Genomic DNA, 19,546 nt, shown 5'->3' with positions numbered 1-19,546 from the left:
TTACTAATATATAAGGTTGGATTTTTTACTTTCTGGCTACTTCATTTTGGACCAAATTGTACTGAAAATTAAGATCATCAAAAGCAATTTGATGTTCAGTGCAAAACTCCTTCAGTTTTAAGATCATTAGCTTTACTAATTCAAAATTCTTGGCCTTATAGGTAAGTTTAATGTCCAGCTCTTTTTTCTCACTATGAACCGTTATCATGTTATCCCATACCTCCAACTTGTCTATATTGATTGCTTTAAACCGGATAGAATCAAGTATGATACTGTCATTCTTAATTTCTATATAAAATGTACACAAGTAAAGGAGGTTCAGCATGAGTATAAGGCAGGATCCTAATGTGATAAAAAGCTTTTGATAATCATGACCGTAGAAGCTAAAAGCTAGATCAGTGAAGATTAATAGAATCGCGATAAAATACGAAATGCTATCATTTCTATTAGGCCTGGAAAATCCAAAGTCGATCAGAAATTTTTCTTTACGGTTAGAAACTGAATGTTTGTTGAGAAAATTATCTTGAGAAAGGTTTTTTACCAATTTAAAAAATAATATAATAAAAATAAACCAGGTGATTTCTAGCTCGTAATTCCTATAGAAATCGTCTATCTTGTCTAATAGGCTCAGTAAATTTTCCAATTATATTATTGGTTATTACACCTCGTCTGAAATCTAATATAGATCAATGCACATCACAAATGAGATCAGCACTAGTGATGAGAAACGAAGTTGTGGTTAATTGAAGAATAATATTTTAGCAACTAATTATATGAAGATTTATTCATTTATTCAAGAAATCAGTTCGTTTACCTCTTTTACTTCACCTGGAGCTAGTCCTTCTAAATGGGTGTCACCTATTCGTATTCGGATTAGTCGAAGGGTTCTAAAACCTACCATATCAGTCATTTTACGCACTTGTCTGAACTTGCCTTCTGTTAAAGTCATAGAAATCCAGCGACTGGTGCGGTTGCCAAAATCTTTAGGCTCTATGTAGTCAGGGATTTCATTCAGAAGTTCTACTTTACAAGGTCTGGTGATATAGGGAGCCCCATCAATTCTAATTTCCACGCCAGATCTCAATTGCTCTATGGCCTCAGTGGTAATTTCACCTTCCACCTGTGCCAGATACTCTTTTTCTACCTTTCGGCTGCGAACAAAATAACTTACTTTTCCATCAGTAGTGAGCAGTAGCAGGCCTTCAGAGTTTTTGTCTAACCGGCCGATGGACATGGTGCCGTCAGGGAAGTCATGCAGCTCTCCTAATAGTTTTTTATTCCTCCGTTTTGCCTGATTGTAAACAAACTGCGATAGGTAGCCGAAGGGCTTGTTAAGTATAAAATGACGATGCTCTGACATACTATAAGTTTGGATCAAACCTCAAAAATAGGCAAAATCAATTACCTTGAAGAACATTGGGCAGGTCCAGCGTGAGCGTAGTGCTACGAGGAGAGTATATGTCAGTCCATTTCCAGCCGTCCTTATGAACAAGCCCCATCAATAATTGCCTTCTTTCTTTTAATTTTTCGTAGCACTCCTTTAAAATTTCATTCCCGTGAGGAGTGGTCATTTGCAAGTCGTCCACATGTGGTATTTCAGGCCATTTTCGGGACTTTCCTATGTAAGTAGAGCTTAAAGTGAGTAGGTATTCATCCATGGCATTCCTCAATATTTTTACGCTAAGTTTATTGAACTTATTTTTTAAGTCAGGATGATAAAGTAACATGGTAATAGCTTCATCCAGCACGGTAAGAGTTTTCGGGGCGGCATACTTATCATCGGTGCTATGAAAATAGTGCAATACAGGGTATAGTAAGTGCCTTTCTTTATGATGTATTATGAGATCCGCTAGCCCTTGAAAGTGTTGTTCCAGGTTTTTGAAAGTTTTACCATCCCAGCCATTGTTTAACATTTCTACTGGGGTACTCCCTAGAAAGAAGATATAGGCAGAGAGCTTTCTTTTAGCTACTACTGCCGAAAGTATAGGAATAAGGTATGTAATAGCAAGTGTAAGAAAGGTTAAGCCTGAGAACGACACTATGACAGAAAATATCTTCCAGCCAGGTGTGGAAGCTACTAAGTCCCCATTACCCATGGTGCTTAATGTGTAGCCTACATAGTATACCTTTTCTAAAAAAGAGGTAGAAGTATTAGATGATGATGTTTGAACTGACTGAGGATCTGAAATAAAGATGAGCGTATAGCCGAACCAGATGGCTAGAATCCACGAGAGCACCAGACATAAAATAATACATAAGCCCGACTGAGCTAATAGCTTACGTTTTCCTTTTTTACCTGCCAATTTGAAAAGTACAATCCACACTGCAGAAGCTATTCTGCTGGAGAGTAGACCAGCTCCATTATTATTAATAGTGGTCCTGATAATGTCATAAGAGGCCAGTAATACCAGTATGCCTCCGCAAATTATTAATATCCAATTCATACTCTAACAAACCGGATAATGGACTTTATGTTAATAAAATATAACTTTTACTACTAGTGTAGTGGGAGTTCCAGGATGTAATCATCCATATAGAAGCCATTTCCAATATCAGTTTTGGCCGTGTCAGTAGTAGTGAAGCCCATTTTATGATATGCGGCTATGCTGCCTGCATTGTCTTTATTAACCGTGAGCCTGATCTTTTGTGCAGGTAAAGATTTTGCGATAGATATAGCGTGCTGCATGAGCTTTTTGCCTATTCCTTTCCCTCTAAAATCACCTGACACATATATTTTACTTAGGAATAGCTCCTGATTGTTATCTCTGGGTTGTACAGATAAATAGCCACATGGCGTATTATTATCTAAGATAAGAAAGTAGAGATAGCCTTGTTTCAGCTGCTCTTGCATGGCAGCCACTGACTGAAATTTGTTGAGCATATATTCCACTTGTTCTTTGCCAATAAGCGGCGTGTAGTGCTCATGCCAGATTTGTATGGCTAATTTTTCTACGTCATGAAGTTGATCTGAGTTTTCTACTGCTACTATGGTATTCATGAATTCTGACGGAAGTATTCTATTTTAGAGTGAAAAGTTTGAGCTATTTTATAGGCGCGCCACTTAGCTTCATGCGCTTTCTCTCCTTCAAACTGAGCATCAATATTATCAAAGAATAGTTTAAGCCATTGGTCAAAATGCTCTTTACCTACGGGTAATTGCATGTGAGGAGGGAAAGGACGGCCGTTATAAGTATTTTCTTCTAATAAAATAGATTGCCAAAATCGGTACATTTTCTCTAAATGTTCGGGCCATCGATCCTGAATTGCACCATTAAAAATGCCGCCTAGCATTGGATCTACCCTTATCTTATCATAAAAAGTATTGACTAATAGCTTTACATCATCCAGCGTGAGAATATCGTGTTTTTGATCCGCTTTTTCCATAGTTGATGTCTTTTTTGGAATGCAAATATAAGGTGTAATTATAAATTTCCAGACATTTCGTGTTGGTGAAGGGTTTATGATGGTTAAGAAACAATATCTCAATATATTTTGAAATCCAGGTGTAAGAGGAGGTTGGAACTTTTAAGTAATTAAAAACGTACTTATATTCGTACTTATTATTCAAAATTTATGATAGCAGCAAATTATACAGAGTTTAGGACTAACCTTAAGAAGTATCTTGATGATGTGGAGCAAAATCAAGAAACATTGATTATTAAAAGAGGATCTGGAAATGGTACCGTAATGATTTCACTTGACGAATATAATTCTTTAATGGAAACAGTTCATTTGTTGAGCTCAAAGAAAAATGCTGATAGACTGTTTGAATCGATACAGCAGATAAAAGATGGAAAAGTATTTAAAAGAGGGTTGATTGAGGATTAGTGAATGTTATTTTCTCACATAACGCATGGGAAGATTACATCTCTTGGTTAAAGGAAGATAGAAAGATATTGAAGAAAATAAATGACTTAGTCAAGGATATCAAGAGAACCCCTTTTGAAGGAATTGGTAAGCCAGAACCCTTAAAATATGAGCTTTCTGGCTATTGGTCGCGTAGAATCGACCGAGAACATAGATTAGTATATCAGGTTTCAGGTGCAGATTTGATCATTTTTAGCTGTAAATATCACTATGATAAATAGCGTTCTCTTATTTTTTAGTCTATTTTATAAGTAATAAATGGATATTCATGAACGTCTCAAATATTGTAAGATTTGTAGCAATAGAGCTTATAATAATTATGGTGTAGTCTGTAAACTTACAAATGATAAACCTCAATTTAAGAATCGTTGTCCCTACTTTATAGAAGACTCTGCGGAAAGAGAAGCTTATGAGGCTCGCTTGTTTGATGAAAAGATACGAAATGGAAGTTTTGCAAGTAAGAATTTTTACTCCACCCATGAAAGATTGATTTTGTTAGCTCAGCATTATTTGCCTGCTGAGTTTAGAATTAAAAGGTATAAAATTGGTTTATATGCCTTAACTTCAATGTTTTTAATAATGATGGGGTAATCTTTTTAGGGGTTAGTTTTGGTGGAGTTTATAGCATTGCCCTTGCTCTTACATGTTTTGGATTGGCGATCTATGCTTTTATTCTTAATTGGAAGAACCTCAAAGTAGATGCTTTAGAATTGGCATTGGTCAATAAAGAAGGGATTACTATTGCAGGAGGTGATTTTATCTCGTGGTCTGATGTTACCTTGGTTTATTGTAATTTAAATTTAATGCAGCAAGGTTCGTATTTGGTACTAAACCTATTAGGTAAGTCAGAACCATTGAAGCTTTCAATAAATGGCTCAATAGGAGGCAGCATTATTCTTACTATTTGCGAAGCTTATAGAAAAATGAATTGAGAATATCTTAAACTTCTTCCCCCCTTCACATACCCGAACATTACCAACTCATCCTTTTCTTGTATATGGTGTAGCACTCCGGCGGATACCACATATAGACGAGAGCTGACGTCATAAACGGTTTCATAAAGATGATCAGAAAGAATAATGCCCTTTACTTTTGATTGCGCCTGAATATGAGGGATAATCTGTTCTATCATTAGCGGAGAGAGGTGACTGAAAGCTCATCAAGAATAGCAAATTTACCCGGTGTATACAATATGCAGAGGATCTGCATTACCTTTCTCATTCCATAATACAGCGTGCCCAGCTGATCATTTCTCTTTTTATAAACTTCATCATTCTCATAAATAAGTCCAAGGTGAGAAGCAAGATCGAAATAAGTGGCTAGCTAGTTAAAAGAATAGCGATTCATTGCAAAGCCATTTTGAGGCATAAAATGAATAGTCTTAGGCTCTGAAAATGCCTGTTCATGGTAGCGGCCATTGATTCTTACTGATTGATGATCGCCTTTAAGGCTACCAAAAATCATTTTCATTAAACTAGATTTGCCAGAACCATTTCGACCCAATAGGCCTATAATTTCTCCGGTTTGGCATTGGAGGTAAATGTTATTTAATATCGTTCGGCCTGAAAAGCTCAGACTCACACCGTCTATTTCTAGTTTATCCATATATAAAATAATTAGCCAACATGAGTATTATAATAAGGGTAACGATGTCAATAATAATTGCAGGAATGAATAGCCTTTTGCGGTTAATGCCCAGGTTATAAAAGAAATACAGTCTTTCTTTTTTATAGGAAGTAAAATAAATGGTAATAGCTGCGTACCCAACCACTTTGAGCCAAAAGATGTACTTGATGCTGTGTACAGGGTCAATATATAGTAAGTATACAGAGACTATAGTGAAAATCAGGTTGTAGATATTGAATTCACGATAAAAGATTTTGATACTGAACCACCAGTTTTTATAATCTACCATAGAAATGAAAGGTTAGGTGTTGAGTTAATCAAAGACGATGCCGTATTTATATTAAATTGAAAAATTATATTTTTAAATATGATTTATAATTGTAATAGTGAATTTTGCTATAAAATAGGTGTATTTATTGTGAAACTCATTTTCGCCTTTTCAGTCAATTTTTGGTGTGTTGAACAGAATTTGCACGGAAAGCCCTTCAGCAGAAGTGGAATAAAAAGCAATTCTCATAGAGACCAGGTTGAGAGAATTGACTACTAAGTAGGTTTTCTTTCTTTTGAGATGCTCATTCTTATTTGATGTGTTGAGATTAAAACTTTCTCCTTAACTAAGGAATCTTTATTTAATTTCTTTAAATTTCGAATGCTAAATCAGTTTATCAATGACAAGACTAACAATAGAAGTAGTAACGGATTCAGTGGCATCTTGTGTAAATGCACAGACAGGTGGTGCTGATAGAGTAGAATTATGTGATAACCTTTTTGAGGGTGGAACCACGCCTAGCGCTGGCATGATTAAGCTGGTGAGAGAAAAAGTATCCATTGGTTTGATGGTGATGATTAGACCCCGTGGAGGAGACTTCTTGTATTCAGAGGAGGAGTTTGAAGTAATGAAAGAGGATATTAAAGTCGCCAAATCATTAGGAGTTGATGGTGTAGTTTTCGGTTTACTTACTCCTCAAGGAGATGTAGACAAGCAGAAAACTAAGGAGTTGATAGACTTAGCCAGACCGTTACAAGTCACTTTTCACAGAGCTTTCGATATGGTAGCTGATCCATTTCAGGCTTTAGAAGATCTTATAGAACTGGGAGTAGATCGTATTCTTACTTCTGGACTTGAACGTACAGCGCTAGAAGGAGCTGATCTTCTCAATGAATTGATAGAAAAGGCCGGTGACCGAATAGTAATATTGGTAGGTGGTGGTATCAGACCGTATAATCTTAAAAAGATAGTTGAAAAGACTGGCGCTAAAGAATGCCATGTTTCGGGCAGGCAGCCGGTAGAAAGCAAGATGCAGTTTAGAAATGGCAGAGTGTCTATGGGAGGCGCCTTGCAACAGCCTGAATTTAGCATTTCTGTGGTGGATAGTAACCTGATAGCCGCCCTTAGAGATTAAATTACTTCTATAATAAAAAGGCTTCAGAACCAGTTAAGTTCAGCGTTTAAAGACATCAAAAGCAACTAATCTGATTGAGGTAGGGGCGTCATTTTTATTTAAAAAAATAACTACCTTTGCATTAACCAATGCAAATGAACCTTTTTTAAGTAGTTTGCGTAGGAGAAATTAGCTCATGAAGAAACTTTTATCCATATTTCTGGCAGGTCTGATGCTCATGGCGAGCACCGGCATCACGCTGGCAACACATTATTGTGGTGGCTATGCGGTAGAGTCAGAAATAATGCTTGGTCAGCACATGCTGGGCTGTGTTATGCAAATGGATACAGGTTGCAGTTCTTCAAAAGATCAGCAGGTAGTAAAGCCTGTTAACAATTGCTGCGATAATGACTATCAGACAGTAAGTGCAGATAATACTGTACTTACTAAAGTGGCTTTAGATGCTGTTAACCTTCAGTTTCTAGCGGCCTTTACTTATACTTTTCTGGCTATTCAGCCTGATTATAGTTTGGTTGAAATTCATAAAACCAATGATCCCCCTCCTTTGCTGGATCAGGATATACACATCCTGAATCAGTCTTTTCTTTTATAAATCTAGCATGATATAATCACGGTCTATTGATAGTCCGGTCAAGAATTCTATATCTCAGTATGTAGACTTCTTACTTATATTTTCAAGATCTGCTTAAGCTGATCTTAATGTATGTCTTTTAAGACACTATATCATGTTAAATAGAATAATTAAATATTTTTTAGAAAATAAGCTGGTCACTTTTCTACTGCTTCTGGCTTTGATAGCCTGGGGTATAGTTACCGCTCCGTTTGGTTGGGATATAGGCCTTCCTCGAGACCCTGTGCCTGTAGATGCTATTCCGGATCTGGGGGAAAACCAGCAGATAGTTTATACAGAATGGAAAGGGCGGTCTCCTCAGGATATTGAGGATCAGATTACCTATCCGCTTACTACCGCTTTATTAGGTATTCCTGGGGTGAAAACCATCAGAAGTAATTCTGTTTTTGGCTTTTCTAGCATCTATATCATTTTTGATGAGGATCTGGAATTTTATTGGAGTCGAACCAGAATACTAGAGAAGTTAAACTCATTGCCAGCGGGAACTTTGCCTGAAGAGGCTACTCCGGCTTTGGGTCCAGATGCTACGGCTTTAGGTCAGATCTACTGGTACACGCTGGAAGGGCGTAATCCAGAAACAGGAAAGCCTAATGGAGGCTGGGATCCGCAGGAGCTTAGAACCTTACAGGACTTCTATGTGAAATATGGACTTACCTCAGCTAGTGGGGTGGCAGAGGTCGCTTCTGTGGGTGGTTATGTGAAGGAATATCAAGTAGATATAGATCCTGATGCTATGAAAGCGAGTAAGGTGTCTGTTGCTCAGATTATGCAAGCGGTGAAGAAGAGCAACCTGGATATCGGAGCCAGAACCATTGAGTTTAACAAAGGCGAATACCTGGTGCGTGGTCTGGGTTATATTAAAAACCTAGATGATCTTAAGAAAAGTGTAGTTACAGTTCGAGATAATGTGCCCATTAGAATTGAAGATGTAGCACATGTGTCATTTGGTCCGGCACCTCGCAGAGGCGGACTAGACAAAGGGGGCGCTGAAGCTGTAGGAGGTGTAGTGGTAGCGCGCTATGGAGCTAACCCCATGGAGGTGATTAATAATGTAAAGGCAAAAATTGAGTCGTTAAGCGCCGGGTTGCCTCAAAAGACACTAGATGATGGCTCTATATCTAAGGTAACTATAGTGCCTTTTTATGATAGGTCAGGGCTGATTCATGAAACACTGGGCACGTTGGAATCGGCCTTGTCGCATGAAATACTGATCAGTATTTTGGTGGTAATAGTGCTGGTGATGAACCTCAGAGCATCGATACTAATATCTAGTTTATTACCTATTGGAGTGCTCATTACTTTCATAAGCATGCGCTATTTTGGTGTAGATGCTAATGTGGTGGCCTTGTCTGGTATAGCCATAGCTATTGGGGTAATGGTGGATGTAGGGATTGTATTCGTAGAAAATATAGTGCGACATCTGGAGCTACCCGAGAATAATGGGGTGAAAGGCAAGCAACTTCAGAAGGTAGTATTTGAAGGGGCTAAAGAAGTAGCCCCGGCTATTATGACTGCCCTGGCCACTACTGTAGTGAGTTTTATTCCTGTCTTTGCTATGGAAGCAGCAGAAGGTAAGCTCTTTAGGCCACTGGCTTTTACAAAAACTTTTGCGATCCTTTCATCTTTTGCATTGGGAGTAATAGTGATACCTACTTTAGCTCAGTTAGTATTTTCTATTCGTTTAGATAAAAGTAAAACCAGAAAAATTTGGGGCGCGATATTGATAGTGGCTGGAGTAGTTTTAGCCTTTATTTTCAGTACATGGATTGCTCTATTGCTATCTCTTTTCGGAGTTATATCTATAACTCATGATTTTTGGGAGAAACGAAATAGTAAATTGCCCAATTGGATAAATATTGGTGTATCTGTTCTGATTGTACTCTTCTTTTTAACTCAGGAGTGGATGCCGTTGGGGCCGCAAAATAGTGATTTGGTTAATTTTCTTTTTGTGGTAGCTATATTGGGAGGTATTATGGCAGTGCTTTTATCAGTGGTACATTTCTATCCTCGCATTTTGCCTTGGTGTCTAGATAACAAAAAAGCTTTCTTCATTATTCCTATAATAAGCATTTTGCTGGGAGCTCTTATATGGCAGGGTTTTAATAGAGTGTTTGGCTTTGTGGCTACAGGAGCAGAGAAGGTCGGTTGGGAACTCAGAGAGAGTGATGGGTGGCAAACTATGGAACGCACATTTCCAGGAGTAGGTAAAGAGTTTATGCCTACGCTAGATGAAGGTTCATTCTTGCTTATGCCAAGTACTATGCCCCATACAGGAGTAGAACAGAATATTGAGGTGATCAGGCAATTGGATTTGCGGGTGAATAATATTCCTGAAGTAGAATCTGTAGTTGGAAAGTGGGGGAGAACCAATAGTGCGCTGGATCCTGCACCTGTTTCTATGTTTGAAAACATCATCAACTATAAATCTGAGTATATCTTGGATGAAGATGGTCAACGGCAGCGCTTTAAAGTGAATAAAGAGGGGGCTTTTGAATTAAAAAATGGCGATTTATATTATCCTCAAAAAGGAGATCTTTTACAATTGGATACACAAAGCCTTATCAAGGATCCAGGTGGAGAATACTTCCGTCAGTGGCGTCCTGAAATTCAATCGCCAGATGATATTTGGGAGCAAATTGTAGCTCAATCTGATTATCCCGGGCTCACCTCTGCCCCGAAACTGCAACCCATACAAACCAGGCTGGTGATGTTGCAAACCGGTATGCGGGCTCCCATGGGTATCAAAGTATATGGGCCAGACTTAAAAACCATTGAAAAGGTAGGTTTTGAGATTGAAAAAGTGCTTAAACAGGTGCCGAGTATAGATGCACCTACCGTTTTTGCGGATCGGGTAGTGGGTAAACCTTATTTAAATATAGATATTGATAGAGAAGCCATTGGTAGGTATGGGCTTACCATTCAGGATGTACAGAGCTACATCAGCGGTACTATCGGTGGTATGGAGCAAACTTCTACGGTAGAAGGCCGGGAGCGTTTTGCTGTGCGGGTTCGCTATGCCAGAGAGTTTCGTGATAGTCCGCAGGCCGTTAAAGATGTTTTGATCCCGACTCCCTCAGGGGCTCAGATTCCATTGGGGCAATTAGCAACTATAAAATATACGCAGGGACCTCAAAACGTTAAAAGTGAGAATACCTTTTTGGTCAGCTATGTCATTTTTGACATGAAAGAAGGCTTTGCCGAAGTTGATGTGGTGGAGCAAGCTCAGGCGGCTATTCAGCAAAAGATTGATGAAGGTGCAGTGGAAATTCCCGCTGGGGTGAGCTATCAGTTTACAGGGAACTATGAAAACCAGGTTAGGGCTACACAGCGATTGCTGATTGTGGTGCCGCTATCATTAATCATTATTTTCCTGATTTTATATTTTCAGTTCAAATCAGTGACTATGTCAGCCATGGTGTTTAGCGGCATATTTGTAGCTTTTTCAGGTGGCTTTATAATGATTTGGCTTTATGGTCAAGGCTGGTTTATGGACTTTTCTGTAGCAGGAACTAATCTGAGAGATCTCTTTCAGATTCACACTATTAATCTAAGTGTGGCGGTGTGGGTTGGCTTTATTGCCTTATTTGGAATCGCTACTGATGATGGCGTTATCATGGGTACTTACCTTACCCAAACCTTTGAAAGGGAGAAGCCAGCCACCAAAAAAGAAGTGCGAAAAGCGGTATTGCACGCCGGGATGATGCGCGTAAGGCCTGCTATGATGACAGCCGCTACGGCTATCATAGCGTTACTTCCTGTGCTGTCTTCTACAGGTAAAGGTTCTGATATTATGGTGCCAATGGCTATTCCTGCTTTTGGCGGTATGCTGCTACAAGTAATGACCATGTTTGTAGTGCCCGTGCTTTTCAGTATGTGGCAAGAAAGGAGGGTTAAAGATGAATAGATTTAAAAAATTCGATACCATGAATGGTGATTTTCAGCTTAGGAAAAATACATTGAGCAATTATCTTATTTGGGTAAAAGGAATAATGATAACGTTATTCTTCTTATTCATCAATAATATGTCCTTTGGTCAGTTAAATGAGTATCTGCAAGAAGCAGCTGAGCATAACCCCGGGTTGCAGGCTCAGTTTAATCGCTATTATGCTGATCTTCAAAAAGTGCCACAAGTGGGGGCTTTGCCAGACCCTAAAGCCAGCTTGAGCTATGCCATCTTACCTACAGAAACGAGGGTAGGGGAAAGGGTAATGGGAATAGAGCTTTCACAATCATTTCCATGGTTTGGTACTCTTGCTGCTAAAAAAGATGCCGCTTCACAGCAGGCTGAAGTGAGTTACCAAGAGTTTCTAAAAGTGAAAAATGAACTGTTCTATGAGGTGAAATCAGCTTATTATCAGCTTTATGTTACTCAAAAAAGTATAAACACCACGCGTCGTTATCTTGATATTTTGAAGCGAGACGAGAAAGTAAGCTTAAGCAGAATAGAAGGAGGAGAAGGCTCTATGGTAGATGTGCTTCAAGTGCAAATGGAAGCAAAGGAAAGGCAAGCTCAGTTAGAAATGTTGCTCGATATACAGCAAACCCAATCCGCTCGCTTTAATACCTTGCTCAACCATTCTGTAAACGAAAAAGTGGAGGTGCAGGATAGTCTGGTTAGTGCAGAGCTAGTCTGGGATGATCAGGTGCTGATGGATAGTATTCTATTGAAAAACCCTGAATTGAATGCTTTATATCAACGAAATACCGCTTTAAATTCTCAAAAGGTTATTGCGCAGAAAGAGGGGCAGCCTTCATTTGGCGTGGGGGTAAGCTATGGTTTAGTGACCCCAAGAACAGATATGGACGTGCCGCAAAACGGACAAGATATTTTAATGCCCATGGCTACCCTGAGTATTCCTATTTACAGGAAAAAATACAAGGCGAAAATTAGCGAAGTAGATTATATGCAGCAGAGCTTGCAGCAAGAAATTGAGCAAAAGAAGAATTCTTTAGAGGCTCAGCTGGTGCAAGCTATTAATCAATATAAGGATGCTGATCGCAAGCGTCTATTGTATGCAGAGCTTCTGGTTCAGTCTCGGCAGGCCTCAAACATTATCACTCAGGCTTATGCTGGTGGTGAAGGCAGTTATGAGAAAGTGCTGGATATAGAGCAGCAGGTGCTTCGTTATGAGTTGGCGCTAGATAAAGCCGGAGCCGACTTACAAATAGCGATAGCATTATTAGAAAAATTATGGGCTAAAAACATTGATACTGATCATGCAAATAAATAAATCAACAATATTATTAATGCTGGCAGCTCTGGTTGTAGGAGTTGTACTTGGCAGTTTACTCTTTGGAGGAGAGTCAGAACAGCATCAGCATTCAGAAGAGGCGGCATCAGCAGAAGCAACAGTCTGGACTTGTTCTATGCATCCTCAAATAAGGCAGAATAAGCCTGGTAAATGCCCTATTTGTGGTATGGAGCTTATACCGCTTAGTGAAAATAGAGGTAAGCTGGTGGCTAATGATGCTTTGCAAATGAGTGAATCGGCCATAGCGCTGGCTAATGTGCAGACGGTAGTAGTAGGATCCGGCGAAGCGGCTTCAAAGAACCTTCAACTAAGCGGAAAGATTGAGGCTGATGAAAGGAATGTTTCTCTTATTTCAGCTCACTTTAATGGTAGAATAGAGAAGTTGTATGTGAATTTCACTGGTGAAAAGGTGAAAAAAGGTCAGGTATTGGCATCAATATATTCACCTGAATTCATAATGGCTCAGCAGGAGTTGTTGGAGGCTGCTAAAAACAAAGATTCTAATCCGGAACTCTATAATGCCGTTAGAAATAAGTTGAAGAATTTTCAATTGGCCGAAAGTGAGATTAATAAGATTGAAGCAGAAGGTAAGGTGAGTATGGCTTTGCCGCTTAGGTCTCATTATTCTGGGGTGGTGCAGAAGCTTTATGCCTCTTCAGGAAAGCATGTGAAAAAGGGAGAGCCCTTATTCGGGATTGTAGATCTGAGCAAGCTTTGGGTGATTTTGGATGCCTATGAGCAGGATTTAGGACGTATTTCAGAAGGTGATGTAATTACATTTACCGTTTCTTCATTGCCAGGAGAGAGCTTTAAAGCTAAAGTGACATTCATAGATCCTTTTATTGATCCATCTAACAGGGTGGCTGGTATTAGGGCTGAAGTGGTGAATACTAAAGGAAAATTGAAACCTGAAATGTTTGTTAAGGCTACTGTTTTGAATGGTGAGAAGCAAGATTCAGGAGAAGGCATTACTATTCCGCAGTCAGCGGTCTTGTGGACTGGGAAGCGCTCTTTAGTCTATGTGAAGCTGGAAGGTTATGATCAGCCCACCTTTGAATATAGAGAAGTGGTGCTTGGGCCAGAAAAAGGCGATCAATATACGGTAGAAAGTGGCCTGAGTGCAGGAGATAGAATAGTGGTATATGGCACTTTTAGTATAGACGCTGCCGCTCAATTGGCTGGTAAACCCAGTATGATGAATCCGAAGGAAAAAACAGAAAGTGTGAAGCTTTCTGCCGGAGCTAATGCGGCATTACAGTCTATAATTGATCAGTACTTTTTAGTGAAAAATGCTTTGGTTAAGGATGATTTTGATCAAGCCCAGGCTGAAACCAAATCATTACACCAAACTGTTAATAACGTAGAAATGGAGGTTTTTGAAGGAGATGCACACATGATTTGGATGAAATATGTGAAGTCCTTAAAGACATCAATTGGAGATATGGCAGAGTCAAAAGATATCGATCAATTGCGGAAAAAATTTATCCTTGTATCTAAGAATATAATAGCTTTAACACAGGAAATGAAGCCGGAGGAATTAACCCTATATGTGCAGCACTGCCCTATGGCCGATAATAACCAGGGGGCTGACTGGCTGAGTGCTAAAAAAGAAGTGGAGAATCCATATTTTGGTGCTTCAATGCTTAGTTGCGGAGAGGTTACGAAAGTAATGCGTTAATTGCGCTTAATAAGAAAATAAACAATAGAAATAAAACAAACCCAAATACTTTAAAACAATGAAATCACTATTAACATTATTATTCGCTTCAATATTCACAATAAGCTTGGTAGCATGTGAAGGAAGTAAAAAGGAAACGAGCTCTACTGAGGAGGCTGAAGTTACCGCTGAGGAGGTGTCTGAAGAAATAGAGCAAGAAGGAGATATTTCTAAAGAGGAAGCACAAAAGGTACTTGTTTCTTATATGAAAGTGAAAGATGCCTTAGTGCAAGGTGATGTAGAGCAGGCTAGCTCTGCTGCGAGTGAAATAGCTGCTGTATTGAAGACAAAAGGAATTAGTACCGCAGAAGCTATTTACGCTGCTGCTCAAAACATAGCTAATGAAAAAGATATAGCGGCTCAGCGCAAGTTTTTTAACGGCCTTTCTGAGCATACTTATAATTTGGTGAAGTCGACCAAAGCTAATGAAAGCACTGTTTATCGTCAGTTTTGCCCAATGGCTTTCAATAATGAAGGAGCCTACTGGCTAAGTATGGAAGAGCAAGTAAATAACCCTTACTTCGGAGATAAAATGCTCCACTGCGGTAAGGTGGAGGAGACTATTGAGTGATTCACAATTATTACCTAAAAGCTAAGCAGATGCTTTGAATAAGTTTAAAAAACGCTTACCTAAGGTAGGCGTTTTTTTTATTTCATTTTTTTCTTCAAAGTTAATGTGGAAATACCTGAAGTTGAGATTTGTGATGTTTTCATATTTCAAGACAATAAAGCGGCTGTTAATATTATAATATTCATTGGATTTTCCATTCAGATCTCTTCTCATGGGATATTGTAAAAATATTGCATCAAGTGAGCCATCCGCCTTTAATTGATAATCATAAAAGTATCCAATGTAAATAATGTTAACTCCATTCACTGATACCAATGCATCTACCACCTTTGCATTGATGTCGTCGGATGAGTCAGGAATTTCGGGGAAATCAAGAAGTTCTCCGTTAAAGATATAATACCATCTGTTTGAAAATCTATAATATCTTGATTTTCTATCACATTTTAGTTTTCTAATTAGCGTTTTAAACAATATTCCTAATGCTAGGGATATTGAAGAAATAGTTACGTTATAAAGTATGATTTGATTCTGAAGTTTATCAAGATTTTTAAGTAGAGTTTTGTAATCAGGAGAACTGGAATTTCCCTGTATGATTAGTATGATTTGGCTGAATTTGATATTGTAATCAGTGCAATAATTGACAATCAAAATTCCTAGAATTTGAATAATCAAACCTGGAACAATGGATGAGTAAATTTGATTACTTAAATCATTATTAGTGAGTTTTCTGGAATATGGAGGGGAGTAGAAGCCTAGGCGAAATAAAAGGCCTGGAAGAAAAATGATAAAAAGGAGAACTGTGCCAAAAATTACCCCCATTTATCAAGGTGGAATTATGAAACCTTTCCTAATTCTCTTACAGTCAGTTGCTTATTATCTAAGCTGATAGTGTATTTTGGATTCTTATTTTGTACTATTGCTGTAAGAAGCGTTCTTGCATTAGCTTCAGTTAATGTCGCAACAAAACTTTTTTGGGACTTGTCTTGTGAATCCATAGTTATTAATCTTTAATACAAAGTAACAAATTTTTCTTACTTTATCTGATTTTCCTGTAATTAATAACGTAATCTTCAGAAGGATGGTTCTTATAAGTTTAAGTGTAGTAATTCAGATTCTGAAGATAGAATAGAAAGTAGATTGATGTTTGAAGGCAATCTTTCGTTTTAAAAATAACCCTTTGAATATAATTTGTCAATATTTCTCCCCATCCTTAGGCCGCCCGTCAATATGCATGTGCCGTGGCTAAATTTGAGTTTGATTTTTGCAGAACCTGCCAAAATGGGCTGTTGGGCCATCTTTGCTCAATGTTATAATATAAGGATCTTACGTGTCTATAATGGTCATAATTGGCTTTGATATCTTTGCTAATGTGTTTTATATCTTGATGGCAGGAGTTTTCATTTTTAAGTGCTTCGGCCGCTCTAATCCCTTCAGTTACAGCTTTAATGATGCCATTTGAGGTGATGGGGTCATAGCACATGGCAGCATCTCCAATGGCCAGCCAATTTTTTCCATATATAGAGGATAGGCAGAATGAATGAGCGGGAAACATAATTAAATCTTTTGACGCAGGCGAGTAATGATGGTCTTGTAGCCATTTTTCTGTATGGGTGTTTTGTAGCCTTTTTTGCCAAGGGTGGAGTTGGTTGAGGTGTAAATCTTTTACAATTGTAGAATGTGTAAATAAGGCTATCAGTGCTTCTTTGTGGGGTAGACTCGTGGCGTACCACCATCCATTTTTTACAGCTTCTATTTGTGTGAGGTGTGAGGGTAGTACAGCTTTCTTTTGTGTAAACTTCAGGCCAATGCATATGAGTGAAGTATCATGATGTTGCACTTCTCCGAAAGATTTTGCTACTATACTTTTTGCCCCAGAGGCATCTATGATAAAATCAAAGGAGAGGGTATGATGCAGGCCATCAGAATCTTTATATATAAGTGTCTGGGGATCAGTTATTTTTCGAAGTGTACAGTTATCAATCAAATTAATGTTAGGCTTATTAGCTGCAGTGCTCATTAATAAGTGGTTGAATTTTTTGCGGTTGAGGTGCCACCCGTGGCCGTGCGGGTTTAAAATTGAATCATTATAACCAGGATTTGGGCTGCCCCAATAAGAGCAAGATCCGAACGAAGGTATATGTTGGTCATTGAGGAATTCATTGAAAACATTTAGGGTTATTAAAGAGTGTTTTATTTCTGGCGGCACGCATTCACCTATATAAAAATCTTTTTCTGATGTAGTGATTATAGTAATTTGATAATTAGTGATCTGTGCGAGCCTGATGGCGCAGGCACACCCTGCAGGGCCTGCGCCAATGATGGCAATCTTCTGTAATGTCATTAAAATTAATTTTCAGGAGGTTCTACTTTATCGTCAACATTGTTCGGCCATTGTATTACCAGGTTACTATAGTCTTTGTCAAACTCGCTTTGTACTTCCAAATAATAGTCTTTATCATAACTATCAGGATAGTCATCTATAGCAGTTCCTTGTATTACAGTGCCAATTTTAATCCATCCGGTAAGAATATTTTTTCTGTTTTGATAGCGGCCTACATTCATGGCGACCGTATCAAAATCTTTAGATGGAGGGCAGTCCGGGTTGTCCATGGGAGAAGTGGCGGCTGTTCCTTCTCCTCTCACAGAAAAGCGCTGAATAGTATTTTTTAAGTTGCCCTCATTAACAGACAGGTCCTTGAAAGTATAAACGGCCACAGGGCGCTGTGCAGGCCAAGACCAGTATAATGTAGTATTTACTTCACCGCCATAAACATTTTCATTTGTAATCTTGCCTCCTGGATTCGGGTTAGGCGTGTGGGTGGCACAACTATTATAATCAGTATGCCAAGGTATAGCCATAAACTTACAAATATCTCCAGGCTGTACGGGGTCAGGTCTTAGGGGTATATATCCTACCCCCAGAAAAGGCTTATCCTTGGTTGCTTTAGCATAATCCAATGGCTCTGTGTTGATTCTAAAAGGGCCGATGTTAGGATCATGCCAACGACTGTTGTATAGATTTGGGTCTCGTACAATGAAGGTCATATCGATGCCAGGGCTAAATCTTCCTCCCAGGCAATTAACCAGCACAGTTTTATCCAATTGTTCACCTGCACCCAATTTCAAAGGAGTGGCACCTACGCATTTACCTTTGGTCCATTGCTCCATAAAAAAGTATTGCTGATGGGAGAGGGTAAGGAAGGATTGATTAGCATCACCAAGAGATAAAGGCATCAGGGGTGATCCTTTTGAGTTTTGACTCCCATCTACTTTTCTAATGAAAGACATGATATTCATCTTGGGAGGTTCTTTCGTAAAGTTCATCATGCTTTTATGGGCATTAACAGCCTGATCAGGCAAATTGGTGGTCCAGCGTTGCATATGAGCAGCATTCAATACAGGAAAAACATCTTCGTTGAAGTCTGGTTGATAATCATGATTATAAGATTTGTTGCTGTAAACCTCTGGCTGTAGATCAAATTTCTCTAACCAAGTATTGTAAACATCATCCCATAGTGTTACCACATTCAGTGTTTGTGGTGCATAGGCTGGGTCAGTAACTACTACCCAGGCACTACCGGGAATAGGTAGCTTCGATCCATCTTCAAAAATCAGTACCGCTGTTACTGGCCCGTCAGAGGTGTCATCTAGCCAATTGTCGTTGTCAACATCCGCACATAAAGGCTGATTCCCGTCAAAAGAACCCTCGTTATTGAAGCCACAGGCCAAGCCATGCCCTCCCAGAACCAAGAGTCTGCCCGATGAATCGGTTAGTAGCTCACCTAAGTAATTAATGGGCGTGCTTCCATCGCTTTCCGAACCATTGGAAGCGGGAAATTGAATAGGGTAGTTGGGAGCCGCTTTTATTTCTTTAGAAGAGGTGTCAAAGTATGAGGCAATTGTGTGGTTGTCAAATTTGATCGGAGATGAACCATTGGCACTATTTATCGCCCTGGGGCCTGCATCAATAATTAATTTTTGTAGTCTGTTGATATCCGCTGCATTGTTGCCGAAAGGAAGGTTTCTCAATGGTGGTGTATTGCCGTTTTTATACAACTCTATTCCTTTATTGGCAGTTTCATCTATCTCCCAGCAGTTGGCCTTTTTGTTCGCCAGATGTGCTGTCCATATTATGTTACTTACTTTTTTGCCGTCTACTACAGAACCGATTTTTACTTCTTCCCCAGGAGAAGAAGGATAACTCAATGACGAAGGAGAATTAGGATATTGAAAAATTTTAAATCGAGCTGCTTGGCGTTTTAACCGTCCTTGCGCATCTCTTAGGTCTGCGCTGGTAATGGTAGTGCTTTCAGTGTTGGGTTTTATGGGTAAACCACCAGTAGTGTCGGATCCTTCTTGTGGGCGGGCAGCCATAGTTTCTGGTCCGAGGTAATATTCTGTGCTGTTGCCTACTCTGGCCATGCCAATAGCAGGGTGTATTCTTAAAGAGGTTTGTGACATGATGATTGGATGTTTACA

At 39.0% G+C, this 19,546-nt stretch carries 22 protein-coding genes; 10 read left to right on the top strand and 12 right to left on the bottom strand.

The genetic code is table 11. The annotated features are described in order from the left end of the window. Positions 1-25 precede the first annotated feature (25 nt). The 5 genes from JL102_RS09130 to JL102_RS09110 all read right to left on the bottom strand — a co-directional run bounded on the left by JL102_RS09130 (position 26) and on the right by JL102_RS09110 (position 3,384). Positions 26-643 (bottom strand): hypothetical protein, encoded by a 618-nt coding sequence (locus tag JL102_RS09130; protein ID WP_202244081.1) that lies wholly within the window; start codon positions 641-643, stop codon positions 26-28. 150 nt (positions 644-793) lie between these two features. Beyond that, positions 794-1,360, bottom strand: coding sequence for a pseudouridine synthase (locus JL102_RS09125; protein ID WP_202244080.1), 567 nt, complete (start codon positions 1,358-1,360; stop codon positions 794-796). Between the two features lie 37 nt (positions 1,361-1,397). Then, positions 1,398-2,444: a potassium channel family protein gene (locus JL102_RS09120; RefSeq protein WP_202244079.1), complete on the bottom strand. Its 1,047-nt coding sequence runs from the start codon at positions 2,442-2,444 to the stop codon at positions 1,398-1,400. 53 nt (positions 2,445-2,497) lie between these two features. After that, positions 2,498-2,998: a GNAT family N-acetyltransferase gene (locus JL102_RS09115; protein ID WP_202244078.1), complete on the bottom strand. Its 501-nt coding sequence runs from the start codon at positions 2,996-2,998 to the stop codon at positions 2,498-2,500. Continuing rightward, entirely contained in the window at positions 2,995-3,384 is a 390-nt protein-coding gene (locus JL102_RS09110) for a group III truncated hemoglobin (protein ID WP_202244077.1), read from the bottom strand. The genes JL102_RS09115 and JL102_RS09110 overlap by 4 nt, the downstream gene beginning before the upstream one ends. A 189-nt stretch (positions 3,385-3,573) precedes the next feature. Here JL102_RS09110 and JL102_RS09105 point away from each other — a divergent pair, with 189 nt between their 5' ends. The 4 genes from JL102_RS09105 (at position 3,574) to JL102_RS09090 (ending at position 4,799) form a co-directional block, all read left to right on the top strand. Beyond that, entirely contained in the window at positions 3,574-3,828 is a 255-nt protein-coding gene (locus tag JL102_RS09105) for a type II toxin-antitoxin system Phd/YefM family antitoxin (protein WP_202244076.1), read from the top strand. Next, positions 3,828-4,088 carry a Txe/YoeB family addiction module toxin gene (locus JL102_RS09100; protein WP_202244075.1) on the top strand — a complete coding sequence of 87 codons (261 nt, stop codon included), beginning with the start codon at positions 3,828-3,830 and terminating at the stop codon, positions 4,086-4,088. Before JL102_RS09105 ends, JL102_RS09100 begins: the two co-directional genes overlap by 1 nt. Before the next feature lie 37 nt (positions 4,089-4,125). Beyond that, positions 4,126-4,458: a hypothetical protein gene (locus JL102_RS09095; protein ID WP_202244074.1), complete on the top strand. Its 333-nt coding sequence runs from the start codon at positions 4,126-4,128 to the stop codon at positions 4,456-4,458. Positions 4,459-4,520: 62 nt separating this feature from the next. Beyond that, the gene (locus JL102_RS09090; protein WP_202244073.1) at positions 4,521-4,799 is read left to right on the top strand and encodes a hypothetical protein; all 279 of its coding nucleotides are present in this window, start codon (positions 4,521-4,523) and stop codon (positions 4,797-4,799) included. Here the strand turns inward: JL102_RS09090 and JL102_RS09085 are convergent. The 3 genes from JL102_RS09085 to JL102_RS09075 all read right to left on the bottom strand — a co-directional run bounded on the left by JL102_RS09085 (position 4,781) and on the right by JL102_RS09075 (position 5,782). Beyond that, entirely contained in the window at positions 4,781-4,999 is a 219-nt protein-coding gene (locus tag JL102_RS09085) for a hypothetical protein (RefSeq protein WP_202244072.1), read from the bottom strand. The two genes, JL102_RS09090 and JL102_RS09085, sit on opposite strands and share 19 nt — an antisense overlap. A 191-nt stretch (positions 5,000-5,190) precedes the next feature. After that, entirely contained in the window at positions 5,191-5,472 is a 282-nt protein-coding gene (locus JL102_RS09080; protein WP_202244071.1) for an ATP-binding cassette domain-containing protein, read from the bottom strand. Continuing rightward, complete coding sequence (locus JL102_RS09075) at positions 5,465-5,782, bottom strand: hypothetical protein (protein ID WP_202244070.1); 318 nt, start codon at positions 5,780-5,782, stop codon at positions 5,465-5,467. The genes JL102_RS09080 and JL102_RS09075 overlap by 8 nt, the downstream gene beginning before the upstream one ends. 379 nt (positions 5,783-6,161) lie before the next feature. Between JL102_RS09075 and JL102_RS09070 the strand changes: the two genes are divergently transcribed. From JL102_RS09070 to JL102_RS09045, 6 genes are all read left to right on the top strand, one after another. Further along, complete coding sequence (locus JL102_RS09070) at positions 6,162-6,896, top strand: copper homeostasis protein CutC (RefSeq protein ID WP_202244069.1); 735 nt, start codon at positions 6,162-6,164, stop codon at positions 6,894-6,896. Between the two features lie 175 nt (positions 6,897-7,071). After that, entirely contained in the window at positions 7,072-7,488 is a 417-nt protein-coding gene (locus tag JL102_RS09065) for an HYC_CC_PP family protein (protein WP_202244068.1), read from the top strand. 133 nt (positions 7,489-7,621) lie between these two features. After that, positions 7,622-11,431, top strand: a complete 3,810-nt coding sequence (locus JL102_RS09060; protein ID WP_202244067.1) for an efflux RND transporter permease subunit — start codon at positions 7,622-7,624, stop codon at positions 11,429-11,431. Continuing rightward, positions 11,424-12,758, top strand: a complete 1,335-nt coding sequence (locus JL102_RS09055; RefSeq protein ID WP_202244066.1) for a TolC family protein — start codon at positions 11,424-11,426, stop codon at positions 12,756-12,758. Before JL102_RS09060 ends, JL102_RS09055 begins: the two co-directional genes overlap by 8 nt. Then, positions 12,745-14,457 (top strand): efflux RND transporter periplasmic adaptor subunit, encoded by a 1,713-nt coding sequence (locus tag JL102_RS09050; protein ID WP_202244065.1) that lies wholly within the window; start codon positions 12,745-12,747, stop codon positions 14,455-14,457. Before JL102_RS09055 ends, JL102_RS09050 begins: the two co-directional genes overlap by 14 nt. A 58-nt stretch (positions 14,458-14,515) precedes the next feature. Next, positions 14,516-15,067 (top strand): DUF3347 domain-containing protein, encoded by a 552-nt coding sequence (locus tag JL102_RS09045; RefSeq protein WP_202244064.1) that lies wholly within the window; start codon positions 14,516-14,518, stop codon positions 15,065-15,067. Between the two features lie 21 nt (positions 15,068-15,088). Here the strand turns inward: JL102_RS09045 and JL102_RS09040 are convergent, their stop codons facing one another. The 4 genes from JL102_RS09040 to JL102_RS09025 all read right to left on the bottom strand — a co-directional run bounded on the left by JL102_RS09040 (position 15,089) and on the right by JL102_RS09025 (position 19,528). After that, a complete protein-coding gene (locus tag JL102_RS09040; RefSeq protein WP_202244063.1) occupies positions 15,089-15,715 on the bottom strand; it encodes a hypothetical protein in 627 nt (208 codons plus the stop codon). Between the two features lie 185 nt (positions 15,716-15,900). Beyond that, the gene (locus JL102_RS09035) at positions 15,901-16,062 is read right to left on the bottom strand and encodes a hypothetical protein (RefSeq protein ID WP_202244062.1); all 162 of its coding nucleotides are present in this window, start codon (positions 16,060-16,062) and stop codon (positions 15,901-15,903) included. A 227-nt stretch (positions 16,063-16,289) separates the two neighbouring features. Next, the gene (locus tag JL102_RS09030) at positions 16,290-17,408 is read right to left on the bottom strand and encodes a tryptophan 7-halogenase (RefSeq protein WP_202244061.1); all 1,119 of its coding nucleotides are present in this window, start codon (positions 17,406-17,408) and stop codon (positions 16,290-16,292) included. Between the two features lie 5 nt (positions 17,409-17,413). Then, the gene (locus tag JL102_RS09025) at positions 17,414-19,528 is read right to left on the bottom strand and encodes a LodA/GoxA family CTQ-dependent oxidase (RefSeq protein ID WP_202244060.1); all 2,115 of its coding nucleotides are present in this window, start codon (positions 19,526-19,528) and stop codon (positions 17,414-17,416) included. Positions 19,529-19,546: the final 18 nt, after the last annotated feature.

Source organism: Fulvivirga sediminis (genome assembly GCF_016757215.1).
In the GTDB taxonomy this organism is placed as follows: domain Bacteria; phylum Bacteroidota; class Bacteroidia; order Cytophagales; family Cyclobacteriaceae; genus Fulvivirga; species Fulvivirga sediminis.
The sequence above is the reverse complement of the archived record's forward strand: the minus strand, read 5'-3'. Positions and strand labels throughout refer to the sequence as shown.

What these genes read in the sequence shown, in the direction of transcription:
- JL102_RS09025 (WP_202244060.1), bottom strand. Translation starts at nt 19,528, where the DNA reads ATGTCACAAACCTCTTTAAGAATACACCCTGCTATTGGCATGGCCAGA.
- JL102_RS09125 (WP_202244080.1), bottom strand. Translation starts at nt 1,360, where the DNA reads ATGTCAGAGCATCGTCATTTTATACTTAACAAGCCCTTCGGCTACCTA.
- JL102_RS09065 (WP_202244068.1), top strand. Translation starts at nt 7,072, where the DNA reads ATGAAGAAACTTTTATCCATATTTCTGGCAGGTCTGATGCTCATGGCG.
- JL102_RS09080 (WP_202244071.1), bottom strand. Translation starts at nt 5,472, where the DNA reads ATGGATAAACTAGAAATAGACGGTGTGAGTCTGAGCTTTTCAGGCCGA.
- JL102_RS09115 (WP_202244078.1), bottom strand. Translation starts at nt 2,998, where the DNA reads ATGAATACCATAGTAGCAGTAGAAAACTCAGATCAACTTCATGACGTA.
- JL102_RS09085 (WP_202244072.1), bottom strand. Translation starts at nt 4,999, where the DNA reads ATGATAGAACAGATTATCCCTCATATTCAGGCGCAATCAAAAGTAAAG.
- JL102_RS09060 (WP_202244067.1), top strand. Translation starts at nt 7,622, where the DNA reads ATGTTAAATAGAATAATTAAATATTTTTTAGAAAATAAGCTGGTCACT.
- JL102_RS09045 (WP_202244064.1), top strand. Translation starts at nt 14,516, where the DNA reads ATGAAATCACTATTAACATTATTATTCGCTTCAATATTCACAATAAGC.
- JL102_RS09055 (WP_202244066.1), top strand. Translation starts at nt 11,424, where the DNA reads ATGAATAGATTTAAAAAATTCGATACCATGAATGGTGATTTTCAGCTT.
- JL102_RS09070 (WP_202244069.1), top strand. Translation starts at nt 6,162, where the DNA reads ATGACAAGACTAACAATAGAAGTAGTAACGGATTCAGTGGCATCTTGT.
- JL102_RS09110 (WP_202244077.1), bottom strand. Translation starts at nt 3,384, where the DNA reads ATGGAAAAAGCGGATCAAAAACACGATATTCTCACGCTGGATGATGTA.
- JL102_RS09120 (WP_202244079.1), bottom strand. Translation starts at nt 2,444, where the DNA reads ATGAATTGGATATTAATAATTTGCGGAGGCATACTGGTATTACTGGCC.
- JL102_RS09105 (WP_202244076.1), top strand. Translation starts at nt 3,574, where the DNA reads ATGATAGCAGCAAATTATACAGAGTTTAGGACTAACCTTAAGAAGTAT.
- JL102_RS09035 (WP_202244062.1), bottom strand. Translation starts at nt 16,062, where the DNA reads ATGGATTCACAAGACAAGTCCCAAAAAAGTTTTGTTGCGACATTAACT.
- JL102_RS09050 (WP_202244065.1), top strand. Translation starts at nt 12,745, where the DNA reads ATGCAAATAAATAAATCAACAATATTATTAATGCTGGCAGCTCTGGTT.
- JL102_RS09095 (WP_202244074.1), top strand. Translation starts at nt 4,126, where the DNA reads ATGGATATTCATGAACGTCTCAAATATTGTAAGATTTGTAGCAATAGA.
- JL102_RS09030 (WP_202244061.1), bottom strand. Translation starts at nt 17,408, where the DNA reads ATGACATTACAGAAGATTGCCATCATTGGCGCAGGCCCTGCAGGGTGT.
- JL102_RS09075 (WP_202244070.1), bottom strand. Translation starts at nt 5,782, where the DNA reads ATGGTAGATTATAAAAACTGGTGGTTCAGTATCAAAATCTTTTATCGT.